The 13,461-nt window shown below is 71.0% G+C and carries 14 protein-coding genes, 1 tRNA gene and 1 pseudogene; 13 read left to right on the top strand and 3 right to left on the bottom strand.

Annotated elements, in window-relative coordinates; translation table 11 throughout:
• Window positions 1–14 precede the first annotated feature (14 nt).
• Window positions 15–863, top strand: coding sequence for a dTDP-4-dehydrorhamnose reductase (rfbD, locus tag ACZ6S6_RS34205; protein ID WP_469708930.1), 849 nt, complete (start codon window positions 15–17; stop codon window positions 861–863).
• 36 nt (window positions 864–899) lie between these two features.
• Here rfbD and ACZ6S6_RS34200 read toward each other — a convergent pair whose 3' ends face one another.
• Window positions 900–1,553, bottom strand: a complete 654-nt coding sequence (locus ACZ6S6_RS34200; protein ID WP_469708870.1) for a dTDP-4-dehydrorhamnose 3,5-epimerase family protein — start codon at window positions 1,551–1,553, stop codon at window positions 900–902.
• 248 nt (window positions 1,554–1,801) lie between these two features.
• On the opposite strand from ACZ6S6_RS34200, the gene proB reads away from it, so the two are divergent.
• The 5 genes from proB (at window position 1,802) to ACZ6S6_RS34175 (ending at window position 7,098) form a co-directional block, all read left to right on the top strand.
• The gene (gene proB, locus ACZ6S6_RS34195) at window positions 1,802–2,887 is read left to right on the top strand and encodes a glutamate 5-kinase (RefSeq protein WP_469708928.1); all 1,086 of its coding nucleotides are present in this window, start codon (window positions 1,802–1,804) and stop codon (window positions 2,885–2,887) included.
• Window positions 2,888–3,029: 142 nt separating this feature from the next.
• On the top strand, window positions 3,030–3,530 hold the full coding sequence (locus ACZ6S6_RS34190; protein WP_362962561.1) for a hypothetical protein: 501 nt from the start codon (window positions 3,030–3,032) through the stop codon (window positions 3,528–3,530).
• 84 nt (window positions 3,531–3,614) lie between these two features.
• Complete coding sequence (locus ACZ6S6_RS34185; RefSeq protein ID WP_469708868.1) at window positions 3,615–4,898, top strand: glutamate-5-semialdehyde dehydrogenase; 1,284 nt, start codon at window positions 3,615–3,617, stop codon at window positions 4,896–4,898.
• A gap of 65 nt (window positions 4,899–4,963) precedes the next feature.
• Window positions 4,964–5,569, top strand: coding sequence for an SCO2584 family spore wall biosynthesis protein (locus ACZ6S6_RS34180; RefSeq protein ID WP_469708866.1), 606 nt, complete (start codon window positions 4,964–4,966; stop codon window positions 5,567–5,569).
• Between the two features lie 401 nt (window positions 5,570–5,970).
• Window positions 5,971–7,098, top strand: coding sequence for an SCO2583 family membrane protein (locus ACZ6S6_RS34175; RefSeq protein ID WP_362962566.1), 1,128 nt, complete (start codon window positions 5,971–5,973; stop codon window positions 7,096–7,098).
• On the opposite strand, the gene ACZ6S6_RS34170 is transcribed toward ACZ6S6_RS34175, so the two are convergent.
• Complete coding sequence (locus ACZ6S6_RS34170) at window positions 7,022–8,161, bottom strand: M48 family metallopeptidase (RefSeq protein ID WP_362962568.1); 1,140 nt, start codon at window positions 8,159–8,161, stop codon at window positions 7,022–7,024. The two genes, ACZ6S6_RS34175 and ACZ6S6_RS34170, sit on opposite strands and share 77 nt — an antisense overlap.
• A gap of 110 nt (window positions 8,162–8,271) precedes the next feature.
• On the opposite strand from ACZ6S6_RS34170, the gene ACZ6S6_RS34165 reads away from it, so the two are divergent.
• The 7 genes from ACZ6S6_RS34165 to ACZ6S6_RS34135 all read left to right on the top strand — a co-directional run bounded on the left by ACZ6S6_RS34165 (window position 8,272) and on the right by ACZ6S6_RS34135 (window position 12,704).
• On the top strand, window positions 8,272–8,424 hold the full coding sequence (locus ACZ6S6_RS34165; RefSeq protein WP_362962570.1) for a hypothetical protein: 153 nt from the start codon (window positions 8,272–8,274) through the stop codon (window positions 8,422–8,424).
• Window positions 8,425–8,508: 84 nt separating this feature from the next.
• Window positions 8,509–8,673, top strand: a complete 165-nt coding sequence (locus ACZ6S6_RS34160; RefSeq protein ID WP_362962572.1) for a hypothetical protein — start codon at window positions 8,509–8,511, stop codon at window positions 8,671–8,673.
• Between the two features lie 38 nt (window positions 8,674–8,711).
• Window positions 8,712–9,329, top strand: coding sequence for a nicotinate-nucleotide adenylyltransferase (nadD, locus tag ACZ6S6_RS34155; protein WP_362962574.1), 618 nt, complete (start codon window positions 8,712–8,714; stop codon window positions 9,327–9,329).
• A gap of 19 nt (window positions 9,330–9,348) precedes the next feature.
• Complete coding sequence (locus ACZ6S6_RS34150) at window positions 9,349–11,190, top strand: LCP family protein (protein WP_469708862.1); 1,842 nt, start codon at window positions 9,349–9,351, stop codon at window positions 11,188–11,190.
• Window positions 11,191–11,420: 230 nt separating this feature from the next.
• The gene (rsfS, locus tag ACZ6S6_RS34145) at window positions 11,421–11,852 is read left to right on the top strand and encodes a ribosome silencing factor (protein WP_362962578.1); all 432 of its coding nucleotides are present in this window, start codon (window positions 11,421–11,423) and stop codon (window positions 11,850–11,852) included.
• Entirely contained in the window at window positions 11,849–12,502 is a 654-nt protein-coding gene (locus ACZ6S6_RS34140; protein WP_362962687.1) for a histidine phosphatase family protein, read from the top strand. Before rsfS ends, ACZ6S6_RS34140 begins: the two co-directional genes overlap by 4 nt.
• Before the next feature lie 129 nt (window positions 12,503–12,631).
• Window positions 12,632–12,704 (top strand) — tRNA-Ala (locus tag ACZ6S6_RS34135).
• A gap of 121 nt (window positions 12,705–12,825) precedes the next feature.
• Here ACZ6S6_RS34135 and ACZ6S6_RS34130 read toward each other — a convergent pair.
• Window positions 12,826–13,132, bottom strand: a pseudogene (locus ACZ6S6_RS34130) (MmyB family transcriptional regulator); the annotation flags it as partial.
• Between the last annotated feature and the right edge of the window lie 329 nt (window positions 13,133–13,461).

The following is a 13,461-nucleotide window of genomic DNA, read 5'->3' as shown; positions in this document are numbered from 1 at the left end:
CCGGGGCGGCCGGAATGCTCGCCCAGGACCTGCTGGCGGCCCTCGCCCACCAGGACGTCACCGCCGTCGCGGCCAACCGCACGGCCCTGGACATCGCCGACCCGGCCCGCGTCCGGGAGGCCTTCGCCGCCCACCGCCCCGCGGTCGTCGTCAACTGCGCCGCCTGGACCGCCGTCGACGAAGCGGAGAGTCAGGAGGACGCGGCCCTGCGGGTCAACGGCACCGGGCCCGCCGTCCTCGCCGCCGCCTGCCGCGAGCACGGCGCCGTCCTCCTCCACGTCTCCACCGACTACGTCTTCGCCGGGGACGGCGGCCGGCCGTACGGCGAGGACGCGCCCACCGGCCCGCGCACCGCCTACGGACGCACCAAGCTGGCGGGCGAACGCGCCGTCCTGGAGACCCTCCCCGACACCGGCTACGTGGTGCGCACCGCCTGGCTGTACGGGGCGGGCGGCGGCAACTTCGTCCGGACGATGATCAGGCTGGAGGGCGTCAAGGACACCCTCGACGTGGTGGACGACCAGCGCGGCCAGCCCACCTGGACCGTCGACCTGGCGGGCCGCCTGGTCCGGCTCGGCCTGGCCGCGCTCGACGGCACCGCCCCGGCCGGCGTCTACCACGGCACCAGCGGCGGCGAGACGACCTGGTGCGGCTTCACCAGGGAGATCTTCCGGCTGCTGGGCGCCGACCCGGCACGCGTCCGCCCGGCCACCAGCGCGGCCTTCGTGCGGCCCGCCCCCCGCCCGGCGTTCAGCGTGCTCGGGCAGAGGCGCTTCGCGGCGGCCGGGATCGAACCCATCCGGGACTGGCGCACCGCCCTGGGCGAGGCGTTCCCGGCCCTGCTCGCCGTGGAACGCCCCTGATCAGCGCCCGGCCCTGCTCGCCGCGGAACGCCCTGATCAGCGCCCGGCCCTGATCAGCGCCGGTTCGCCCGCCCGCATCCCGGCGGGCGGCGGACCGGTCGTCCGCAGCCGCGCGTAGTACGCCTCGCACTCCGCGTACGAGGGAAGCAGCCCCCGCTCCTCGGCCTCGGCCAGCGAAGGGGCCGCCGCGTCCTTCCCGGACAGCAGCGGGGCGATGTCCCGCGGCCACTCGATGCCCAGCTCCGCGTCGAAGGGATCGATGCCGTGCTCACGCGTGGGCGCGTACCCCTGCGAGCAGAGGTACAGGACGCACGCGTCGTCCGTCAGCGCCATGAAGGCATGGCCGAGACCCTCGGCGAGATAGACCGCCCGGTGACCGCTGTCGTCGAGCCGGACCCCCTCCCACCGCCTGTACGTGGGCGAGCCGGCCCGGATGTCCACGATCACGTCGAGCACCGCGCCGCGCACGCACTTCACGTACTTCGCCTGGCCCGGCGGCACATCGGCGAAGTGGATCCCGCGCAGCGTGCCCAGGGCCGAAGTGGAGAAGTTGGCCTGCGCGAGCCCCAGCGGATGCCCCTGCGCCGCATCGAGATCCGAGGCCCTGAACCACTCGTGGAAGCTGCCGCGGCTGTCCGTGATGACCTCGGGCTCGTGCACCCAGGCCCCTGGAATGGAGAGCTGGCGCATGCGATCACGTCCTTCGTCCTGGAGATTCCCGGATTCCGTCGGCGGTGATGCCGATATCCGCTGCAACGAGACGCGGCGCACTCCGGACACGCAGCGGCACGGATCCGGATGAACCGGGGTCCACGGGGCGGAACGCCCACGCACCGATTCCGGCGCTCGCGTAGATTGCGGATTCCGATCATCGAGGCCGATCACGGGGGACACGCGTGTCAGGGGCAAGGCAGGGCGTCACGGACGCCCGCAGGATCGTGGTCAAGGTCGGTTCGTCCTCCCTCACCACAGCCACCGGCGGCCTCGACGCGGACCGCGTCGACGCGCTCGTCGATGTGCTCGCCAAGGTGCGCGGCGGCGGTGAGCGGGAGGTCGTCCTCGTCTCCAGCGGTGCCATCGCGGCCGGGCTCGCCCCGCTCGGACTGCACCGCAGGCCCAAGGACCTGGCCAGGCAGCAGGCCGCCGCCAGCGTCGGCCAGGGGCTGCTCGTCGCCCGCTACACCGCCTCCTTCGCCCGCTACGGCGTCCGCGTCGGCCAGGTGCTGCTCACCAGCAACGACACCAGCCGCCGCGCCAACTACCGCAACGCCTACCGCACCCTGGACCAGCTCCTGGACATGGGCGCGCTGCCGGTCGTCAACGAGAACGACACCGTCGCCACCGACGAGATCCGGTTCGGCGACAACGACCGGCTCGCCGCGCTCGTCGCCCACCTGGTCCGCGCCGATCTGCTGATCCTCCTCTCGGACGTGGACGGCCTCTACGACGGCGACCCGAGCATCCCCGGCACCACCCGCATCGCGGAGATCACCGGCCCCGCCGATCTGGCCGGGGTCAGCATCGGCAGCGCGGGCAAGGCGGGCGTCGGGACCGGCGGCATGGTCACCAAGGTCGAGGCCGCCCGGATCGCCACCGCCGCCGGCGTCCCGGTCGTGCTGACCTCGGCGAGCCACGCGGCGGACGCGCTGGCCGGCCGCGACACCGGTACGTACTTCCACCGCACCGGACGCCGCAGCGCGGACCGGCTGCTGTGGCTCGCCCACGCCTCGACGCCGCAGGGCTCGCTGACCCTGGACGACGGTGCCGTGCAGGCGGTCGTCGAGCGCCACAGCTCGCTGCTGCCGGCCGGGATCGCCGCCGTCGAGGGCGAGTTCGCCGCGGGCGACCCGGTGGAACTGCGCGATCTGCGCGGCCGGCCGGTGGCCCGCGGGCTCGTCAATTTCGACGCCAAGGAGATCCCGCAGCTCCTCGGCCGCTCCACCCGCGATCTGGCGCGCGAGCTGGGCCCCGCCTACGAGCGCGAGGTCGTACACAGGGACGATCTCGTCGTTCTCCACAGTTGACCGACCCCTGAAACGGCTGAAAGTCCAGCCTTGGGGCAGACACCTTCACGAAAACCGCCACACGCCGGGCCGCGGACTGGTCCACTTTGTAGCGGGGACACTGCGGGGTACACAGCACAGCAACACATTCAGGAGGCCGCCGGTGAGACGAGCGCGCCCGGGGGCGCCGCCCCGAGGAACGGGTGGTCGCGCCCTGACCAGCGTCGGAGCAGGTGCCGATTTCGACGGGAGGAGGTCCGCGGACCGGAGGGACGAGCGGCCGGCCGGGGCCGAACAGACGGCGGTGAGCCAGGAGCTCACCCAGTCGAAGCTGTGGCACATCACGCTCTGCGTCTCGGGCGCCGAGATTCCGCTGAAGGAGGTCAGACGCGGTCTCGAACAACTCGCGCACGACCACCCCTTCCTGCTGACCAGCCGGTACGCCAACGACCACGCGGAGATCCGCTACTGGGAAGAGGCCCGCGACCTGCACGACGCGGCGGCGGTCGCCCTGCGGCTATGGGGCGAGCACCGCTCCAGCGCCGGTCTGCCGCCGTGGGAGATCGTCGGCCTGGAGGTCATCGACCGCGAGACGTACCACCAGCGCATCGCCGAGGGATACGGGCCGCCCCCGGCCGCCCCGGTCGGTGTGCACCCGTACTGACCCGGCGGCCGGGGGCGGCCGGCGGCTGTCTCGCATCACGGGATACGTGACGGATGCCCGCAGTGTGCGCACTACTCTGCGGGCATGACCACGCTTTCGCCCTACGACAACATGTCCCCGGTCGCCCAGGCCGCCTACCGGGCACGCTCCGCGGCCGCCGACATCGCGCCGCTTCCCCGCGCGGCGAAGGACGACGCCCTGCTGGCGATCGCGGACGCGCTCGAAGTCCGGACGAGCGACATCATCGCGGCCAACGCCGAGGACGTGGCGCGCGCCCGCGAGGCCGGGACCAGCGAGTCGGTCGTCGACCGGCTCACCCTGAACCCCGAGCGGATCCGCGCCATCGCCGCCGATGTGCGGGACGTCGCGGCGCTGCCCGACCCGGTCGGTGAGGTGGTGCGCGGCTCGACGCTCCCCAACGGCATCGACCTGCGCCAGGTCCGGGTACCGCTCGGCGTCGTCGGGATCATCTACGAGGCCCGGCCCAACGTGACGGTGGACGCCGCCGCCCTCTGCCTGAAGTCGGGCAACGCGGTCCTGCTGCGCGGTTCCTCCTCCGCCCACGCCTCCAACGCCGCGCTGGTCCGGGTCCTGCGCGACGCGGTCGGCGGCTCCGGCCTGCCGGCCGACGCGGTCCAGCTGGTGCCGGGCGAGAACCGCGACTCCGTACGGGAGCTCATGCGGGCCCGCGGCCTGGTCGACGTGCTCATCCCGCGCGGCGGCGCCTCCCTGATCCGCACCGTCGTCGAGGAGTCCACCGTCCCGGTGATCGAGACCGGCACCGGCAACTGCCATGTGTACGTGGACGCGCGGACCGACCTCGACATGGCCGTCGCCATCCTGGTCAACTCCAAGGCGCAGCGTCCCAGCGTCTGCAACGCGGCCGAGACGCTCCTGGTCCACAAGGACGTCGCCGACGCCTTCCTGCCGCGGGCCCTGGACGCCCTGGCCGAGGCCGGTGTGACCGTGCACGGCGACGAACGGGTCATGGAGCACGCCGAGGGGTCCAAGGCCACCGTGGTGGCGGCGACGCCGGAGGACTGGGAGACCGAGTACCTGTCGTACGACATCGCGGCCGCCGTCGTGGAGTCGCTGGACGCGGCCGTCGCGCACATCCGGCTCTGGTCGTCCGGCCACACCGAGGCGATCGTGACCACCTCGCAGGCAGCGGCCCGCCGTTTCACCCAGTTGGTGGATTCGACGACGGTGACCGTGAACGCCTCGACGCGTTTCACCGACGGCGGCCAGTTCGGCTTCGGCGCCGAGATCGGTATCTCCACGCAGAAGCTGCACGCCAGGGGCCCGATGGGGCTGTCGGAACTGACCTCCACGAAGTACATCGTGACCGGCGACGGCCATGTGAGGTGAGTTCGGGATGCGCCGAATGTGCGGTCTCCCTGCCCAAACCGCCCCTCCGGGGCTAGGCTGAAGCCGTGCCGGACGACGTGGGGGGCAGGCCGTTCCCGAACGGCTGGGAGCCCGACGACGACCGCGGGGGCGCGGACGAGGACTTCGCCTCCGTGGTGTTCGACGAGGACTTCGTACAGGCCGCCGCCTTCCATGAGCCGACAGCTGTCGAGCGGATGTCGGCGGCCGCCGAGGCGCGCGCCGACGCAGAGGCCTTCCGTGCCCGGTCCGGCGGCGGGCCGCTGGACGACGATCCCTGCGAGGACGCCTACGGTCCGCGCGGCGGGTACGGCCGCGGGAGCGCCTACGACGACCCGCCCGGCGCGGACGACGGCGACGACTACTACGACAGCGGCCCCTACGGGCGCCACGGCGGCGCCCTGCGCCCCTACCGGGGAGCCGCCCGCTGGCACCGGCCGGTGGCCTGGCTGCTCGCCCTGGTGATGGGCATCGGGATGGTCGCGCTGGCCTTCAGCGCCGTCTACCGCAACACCTCGGGCGACCGGCAGGACCAGGTCCCGCCGCCGGCCACCACCGGAGTGGACAGCGCCCCGACGGCCTCCTCCGCGGTCCCGTCGGTCTCGGGCAGCTACCTCCGCCCGGTGGTCTCCGCGGCCCCGCGCACGCCCTGACGCGGACCCGCTCCAGCAGCCCCGTACCCCGTACTCCGGACGCACCGCACCCGGCTCTCCCTCGCCGGGGCCGTCCGGGCCCGCCCGGGGCCGTCTGTGTTTGCCCGTGTCCGCCTGTCCGCCTGCGTCTGCCTGCGCCTGCCTGTGTCTGCCGTGTGCGTGCCTATGCCAGCCGTGTGCGTCCCGGCGGAGTTCCGGGGCAGTTCTCCGCCCGCCTCCGCGTTTACGTTCGTCGTAATCGACCTACTCTCAAGGTATGACCCCTCACCTGCTCGAAGAGGGGGCTCCTCACTTGCCCGGACATGCCCCCGCATGACGGGCAGGCCCTGCCCAGGCCGTCCGGCCGCGGCGGGGGCGCACCGCACCGGCCTCCGGTCGGTGACGTGGAGTCGGGAGAATTCATGGCAGTCCACGGAGATCCACCCGAAGGCCCGGCGGAGAACAGTGGGAGCGGCGGCGAGGACGAGTACCGGTCGCTCGTCTTCGACGAGTCCTTCGTCCGGGCCGCCCGGCTTCAGGAGTTCTCCGCCCAGGAGCGCATGGGGGAGCACGCCCGTGCGGTACGGAGTCTGCCGGGCCGGACCCTGCGCAACGGCTCCCGGGCCGCGCTCGCCCTGGTCGTCCTGATAGCCCTAGCCTTCGGCACGGCCGTCTTCATGGGCTTCCGCCACCCCTACCAGGCCCCCGTCGGCAGGCGGGCCGAACCGCTGCGGATGACCTTCGTCCCCCTGGCGCCGCGAGGCGTCGTACCTCCGGGCACACCGGCCGGCCTGTTCGCGAGCAGCCCCGCCGCCCACTACCCGAAGGGCGGCGAAGGCATCAGTCCTCCGGTGGCCCGGCGGACGGACAACTTCTCGGTGAGCCAGGTGGTCGCCGCCCTGGCCACGGTCAAGAACTATCTGGTGGCCTCCTCGCTCGACCCCGACGTCCTCGGCGGGAACACGGTGCGGCCGGTGGAGTCACTGCTCGACCCGGACCAGACGGCCCAGTTCGAGAGGAGCATGAGCGAGCCGCGCGACGACGGGCAGCACGCCGCGACCGGCTGGCTCGTCCGATTCGACCCGGCTCAGGTCGCCCCCGCCCCGGAGGTCCGGGTCCGGGGCACGCTGCGGTACGCGGAGGTGGGGTCCGACGCGCTGGAGGTGGTGTCGGACCACACCTTCACCTACGCGCTCCGCCCGGCCGTCTCGGGCCCCCAACAGGCCGATGGCGCGTCGCTCTTCACCGTGCGGCGGGAGCTGCGCTTCCGGCTCGACCGGGAGGATCTGCGGCTGGGCCGGCTGGAGGTGCGGACGAGCTACGTGCAGGCCGGGCCGCAGTCCTGCACGGCCGATACCAGCGGTGCGCTGCGGCCGCTGCTCGCCGGGCGGCGAGCGGTCTCCCGGGGCCCGGCGGGCACCGACCCGTACGAGACGGACCGGCCCACCGCCGCGCTGTGCGGGACGCTGGAGGTCAGCTCCCTGCCGACCCGGGCTCCTGCGGCCCCTCAGGGTCCTCAGGGTTCCGGGACTCCTGCGAGCCGTCCGTAGCGTCGCCCTTGCCGGTGCCCGCGCCGCTGCCGCCTCCGCCGGTGAACTTGTCACGGAGCTTGCCGCCCAGATCGCCGGCGCCGCCCGCGATGTCGCCGACCAGCTTCATCAGCGGGTCCTTGCTGCCGCGCACCGAATCGGCGTAATGCGAGGCGGATTCCTTGAAGGAGTCCGTGACCGAGGTGTCCTTGTCGTCGTCACGACGCGGGTAGTGCCCGTCCATGATCCGTTGGTAGTCGCGGGTCTCCGACCACTTCTTGAGCTCGGCCGCCCGGACCGTGGTGAACGGGTGCGAACGGGGCAGCACATTGAGGATCTTGAGCACGGAATCGCGCAGGTCGCCGCCCTTCTCGTACTCGTCGGCCTGGGCGAGGAAGGCGTCCACGTTCATCTCGTGGAGGTGGTTGCCTCCGGCGATCTTCATGAGCCCGCGCATCGAGGCCCGCAGATCCTGGCCGACCAGCAGCCCGGCCCGGTCGGCGGACAGCTCCGACTTGCGGAACCACTCGCGCAGCGCCGTCACGATCGCCATGATCGCGACGTTGCCGAGCGGGATCCAGGCCACCTTCAGGGCGAGATTGGTGAGGAAGAGCAGGATCGTGCGGTACACGGCGTGACCGGAGAGGGCGTGCCCCACCTCGTGGCCGACGACCGCCCGCATCTCCTCCTCGTCGAGCAGCTCCACCAGGCCCGTCGTCACCACGATGATCGGCTCGTCGAGACCGATGCACATGGCGTTGGGCTGCGGGTCCTGGTTCACGTACATCGGCGGGACCTTCTCCAGGTCCAGGATGTAACAGGCGTCCCGCAGCATGCTGTTGAGATGGGCGAACTGGGCGTCGCTCACTCGGACGGAGTCCGACAGGAAGAGCAGTCGCAGACTGCGCTCGGGCAGCAGGCCGCTCAGCGCCTTGAAGACGGTGTCGAAACCGCTCAGTTTCCGCAGGGCGACCAGGGCCGAGCGGTCCGCCGGGTGTTCGTACGCCCGGGACGAGATTCCCGGGAAACGCCTGCGCTGCCTGCTCGGCACGTTCTCGTGACTCTCGTGGCTGCTTTCGGTCATGAATAGGCCCCCTGTTCGTACGAGACGTCGCTCGCCCCCTGATAAATCCCAGCCTAGGCGCTGGCGCTACGGTGTGCGGGGGGCTGTGGATAACTGAGGAGACGCCCGACATGCAGCACACCGTTGCTCTGTTTGCCGCCGCATCCGAAGAGCAGGGACCTGGCAACACGCTCCGCATCGTGCTGCTCGTCTCGCTCGTCGGAGCCGCACTGATGGCCTGGTTCCTGCTGCGCGGATACCGCAACGATGACAACAACGACTGAGTCGGCGTGAGCGTGCCCAGGGCTCCCGCATACGATGTCCGCGACGTCTTCCCTCCGCCTCCCGATCGATAGGTCTTGTCGAAGATGAGCATCACGAGCACCGCACACCAGCTGGTCACCGTCGCCGCCGAGGGCGCCGAGCACGGCGGCAACCACGAAAGCCTCAACCCGCTTCTCACCGGTGGCGGTGCGCTTGTCGCGCTTCTCCTCCTTCTGTGGATCACCACGCGCTTCAACCGCGACCGCTGAGGCCGAGGCGTACAGCTGTGCCAGTAGGCTCTGCACGCATGGGAGAGCAGGAAGTGCCTACCGGCCCCGGAAAGCGCCGAATCGGCGTGATGGGCGGGACGTTTGACCCGATTCACCATGGACACCTGGTAGCGGCCAGTGAAGTGGCCGCCCAGTTCCGCCTCGACGAGGTGGTCTTCGTCCCGACCGGGCAGCCGTGGCAGAAGAGCCACAAGCAGGTGTCCGCGGCCGAGGACCGGTATCTGATGACGGTCATCGCGACGGCGTCGAACCCGCAGTTCTCGGTCAGCCGGAGCGATATCGACCGCAACGGTCCCACGTACACGATCGACACCCTGCGGGACCTGCGCGCGGCCCACGGGGACGCGGACCTCTTCTTCATCACCGGCGCCGACGCGCTTTCCCAGATCCTCACCTGGCGGGACGCCGACGAGCTGTTCTCGCTGTCCCACTTCATCGGCGTGACGCGGCCGGGGCATGTGCTCACGGACGTCGGTCTGCCGGAGGGCGGTGTCTCTCTCGTGGAGGTTCCCGCGCTGGCGATCTCATCCACCGACTGCCGTGGGAGGGTCGCCGAGGGCGATCCAGTCTGGTACCTGGTGCCGGACGGTGTGGTCCGCTACATCGACAAGCGCCAGCTTTACCGCGGCGAATGAGCCACGGAGAGGGTCACCGGTGAACGACCGACAGAATCCGTACGACCCGTACTACCAGCAGCCGCAGATCGTCGGCTACGACGAGTACGGGCAGCCGGTGTACCAGCAGCCCGGACAGCAGCAGTACGACCCGTACGGACAGCAGCAACAACAGGCGCAGCAACAGCAGACGCAGCAACAGCAGACGCAGCAACAGCAGACGCAGCAACAGCAGACGCAGCAACACCCGGGGCAGCAGCCGCCCCAGACGGACCAGGGCTACGGCTACGACCCGTACGCCCAGCAGCAGCAGCAACAGCAGCAACAACAGCAGCAACAGGGCGCGCCCCCGCAGCAGTACGACCCGTACGCCGCCCAGCAGCACCAGCCCCAGCAGCACCAGGCCCCGCAGCAGGGCTACGGCTACGACGGCTACGAGGGTTACGGCTACGACACCGGGCAGCAGCCCGCCGCGGTCGACACCACTCAGCAGTGGAACGTCCCGCAGCAGGCCCCGCCGCCCGCTCCAGCTCCAGCCCCCGCGCCTGTCCCACCGCCGCGGGACCCCGGTCCGGCACCGGACGCGGAGCCGGAGGCAGCCGTCCCCGGGCAGCGCCGCGGCGACCGCGACTACGGCACCGAGCAGTTCGCCTTCATCGAGGAGCCCGACGAGGACTCCGAAGACGTCATCGACTGGCTCAAGTTCACCGAGAGCCGCAGCGAGCGCCGGGAGGAAGCGCGGCGTCGCGGCCACAACCGGATGGTCGCGCTGATCGTCGTGGTGGCCCTGGTCGTGGTCGGCGGCGTCGGATACCTGTGGTCCGCGGGCAAGCTCCCCGGTTTCTCCGCCTCGGAGAAGGAGGACACCGCGACGACCGGCCCGCAGCGGCGGGACGTCATCGTGGTCCACCTCCACAACACCAAGGGCGGCGGCACGTCCACGGCGCTGCTCGTCGACAACGTCACCACCAAGCAGGGAGCCACGGTCCTGCTCCCCAACTCCCTCGCCGTCTCCGACGAGGACGGCAACACGAGCACGCTCGGCAAGTCGGTCGAGGACGACGGCACCACCGGCACCCGGGAGTCCATCGATACGCTGCTCGGCACCGAGATCAGCGGCACCTGGCGGCTCGACACCCCGTATCTGGAGAACCTCGTCGACCTGGTCGGCAACATCGACGTCGACACCGACACCGATGTGCCCGACGCCAAGAAGGGGGCCTCGCCCCTGGTGAAGAAGGGCACGGCGCAGACGCTCAGCGGCCCGATGGCCGTCGCGTACGCCACCTACCGCGGCCCCGACGAGGCCGAGGCCAAGCAGCTGACGCGGTTCGGGCAGGTCATGCGCGGAGTGCTGCGGAAGATCTCGGACGATCCGAAGGCCGCCACCGTCACCGTGCAGACGCTGGCCCAGATCCTCGACCCCTCGCTCCCCGAGAAGGACCTCGGCGTCTCCCTGGCCAAGCTTGCCGAGCACGCCAAGATCGGTGACTACAAGACGGCGCTGCTGCCGGTCCAGGAAGACGGCAGCCTCACCGACTCGTCGGCGGACAGCGTCGTCAAGGACATCCTCGGCGGCACGGTCAAGGCCCCGGCGGCGGACGCGGCGGTGCGGGTCGCCATCAGGAACGCCACCGGCAGCGAGCGCGGCACCGAGTCCGCCCGGATCAAGCTGGTCAATGGCGGCTACGCCTTCGTCAACGGCGGGAAGACCAGTGCCGTGGCCTCCTCCGAGATCATCTACAAGGACGACGCCGGCAAGGAGAAGGCGACCCAGGTCGCCAAGACCCTCGACCTGCCGACGAGCGCGGTGAAGAAGGGCAAGCCGACCGGGAACGCGGACGTGTCCGTCGTCATAGGACAGGACTACAAGCTCGACTAGGCAGGTCAGGTCGGTGCGACCGGCCGGATCGGCCGGATCGGCTGTGGGGTGGCTGCGGGATGGTTCCGGAGCTGCCCCACAGCCGTTCCCGAGCCGCCCCGCCGGCCTTTCCGGAGCTGCCTCGCAGGCCTTTCCGGAGCCGCTGAACGATCTTCGAACAATGGCTGTGTGGGCTGTCGGCGGTCCGTGAGACCCTAGAGGTCGATCTGCCCGCCGACGAAAGCCTGCTTGTGACCGCCACGGACCGCTCCATCGAGCTCATCAACGCTGCCGCTCAGGCGGCCGCCGACCGGCTCGCGCACGACATCATTGCGTACGACGTCAGCGATGTGCTGTCGATCACGGACGCCTTCCTGCTGGCTTCGGCCCCCAACGACCGCCAGGTCAAGTCGATCGTCGACGAGATCGAGGAGCAGCTCCAGAAGGATCTCGGCGTCAAGCCGGTCCGCCGCGAGGGCGACCGCGACGCCCGCTGGATCCTCCTCGACTACGTCGACATCGTCATCCACGTCCAGCACAGCGAGGAGCGCGTCTTCTACGCGCTGGAGCGCCTGTGGAAGGACTGCCCCGAGATCGCTCTGCCCGAGGACGCCGTGAAGACCCGCGGCAAGGCCGAGGAGCACGCACAGCTCACCGGCGGCACGGAAGGTGACCAGAGCTGAACGGCAGCGCAAGCGGCAGGGGCCGCAGGATCGTCCTCTGGCGACACGGCCAGACGGCGTGGAATCTGGAGCGCCGGTTCCAGGGCTCCACGGACATCGAGCTGACCGACGCCGGAGTCGGACAGGCCCGTAGGGCTGCCCGGCTGCTCGCCTCGCTGAAACCGGACGCGATCGTCGCCTCCGATCTGCGCAGGGCCGCGGCCACGGCCGCCGAGCTCGCCGCGATCACCGGTCTCGGCATCACGCACGACCCCGGTCTGCGTGAGACCTACGCGGGCGCGTGGCAGGGCCTCACCCACGAGGAGATCGTGGGTCGGTTCGGCGATCAGTACGCGGCCTGGAAGCGCGGCGAGCCGGTGCGGCGCGGCGGTGGCGAGCTGGAGACCGAGGTCGCCGACCGGGCCGCTCCTGTCGTGCTCGCACACGCCGACAAGCTGCCCGACGAGGGCACGCTCGTCGTCGTCAGCCACGGGGGCACCATCCGGACCACCATCGGCCGGCTGCTGGGCCTGGAGTCACACCACTGGGAAGGGCTCGGCGGGCTGACCAACTGCTGCTGGTCGGTGCTGGGCGAGGGCGCGCGGGGCTGGCGTCTGCTGGAGCACAACGCGGGCACGCTGCCCGAACCGGTGCTCGGCGACGACGACTGACCCGACCCTCCGGACAGCGCCCGGACGGCGCCTTCGGGCGGCGTCGCCCTGATTTCACTTTCCGGCTGGTCACAGGCTAAAGTTCTTCTTGTTCGCAGCGCGGAAACGCAGGGAAACACAGCGGACAGCGGGGCTATAGCTCAGTTGGTAGAGCGCCTGCATGGCATGCAGGAGGTCAGGAGTTCAATTCTCCTTAGCTCCACAATCAAGATCCCGTCCCCGTCAGGGGGCGGGATCTTTTTGCCGCGCCGCGTCGGGGTGGGACCGGGCCGCTGGGTCGCGGCGGTGCCGGAGCCGGCGGCCACATCTCGCGGCCACACTTCCCGGCGGGCGCGCAGCGCGGCCATCTGCTGTTCGCTCTCCCGGTCGGCCGGCGTGTAGGCGACGATGGAGGCACTCCGGCAGCCCGTTGACGGAGAGCGACACCGACGTCATCCGTAACTCGGCGGACGCGGCCCAGCGCCGGAAGGCCTTCACCCGGGGGCCGGGCGGGGCGACGTCCCCGCTGCGCCACAGCCGGGCGAAGTACGGGCTGGCCGCCGACAGGTCCGCGACGAACGCCTCCCAGGCGGGTTCGCCCGTATGGCGTCCGTAGCCGCCCCGCAGGGTCGCCACCATGAGCGGCAGCTCCCACATGGGACTTCCCGGCCTACGTTTTGAAGGTGCCCGGCAAGGAGAGAGCCCCCAGAAAAACATCCCCGGTACTCCGCCCTAAGGGCTGTCCCGTAATCCCTGGTGGATCAGCGCGCGGCGTCAGATGCGGTGCATCGCAAGGCGGAGGGACGTCCGCATACTGGATGTATGCGGGCGTTCCGACAACGCGGCGAGGTGCCGTAGCTGACGCCGCGCGCCCGCCAGGGATTACGGGACAGCCCTTAGGGCTTGCAGATCATTAACACGTCGTCTTGATCTTGTTGTCCTCGCTGGTCTGTGCCTGGACCCGGGCCTGAAGGGCGGCG

It is taken from the genome of Streptomyces sp. NPDC048671, assembly GCF_055587045.1.
The sequence above is the reverse complement of the archived record's forward strand: the minus strand, read 5'-3'. Positions and strand labels throughout refer to the sequence as shown.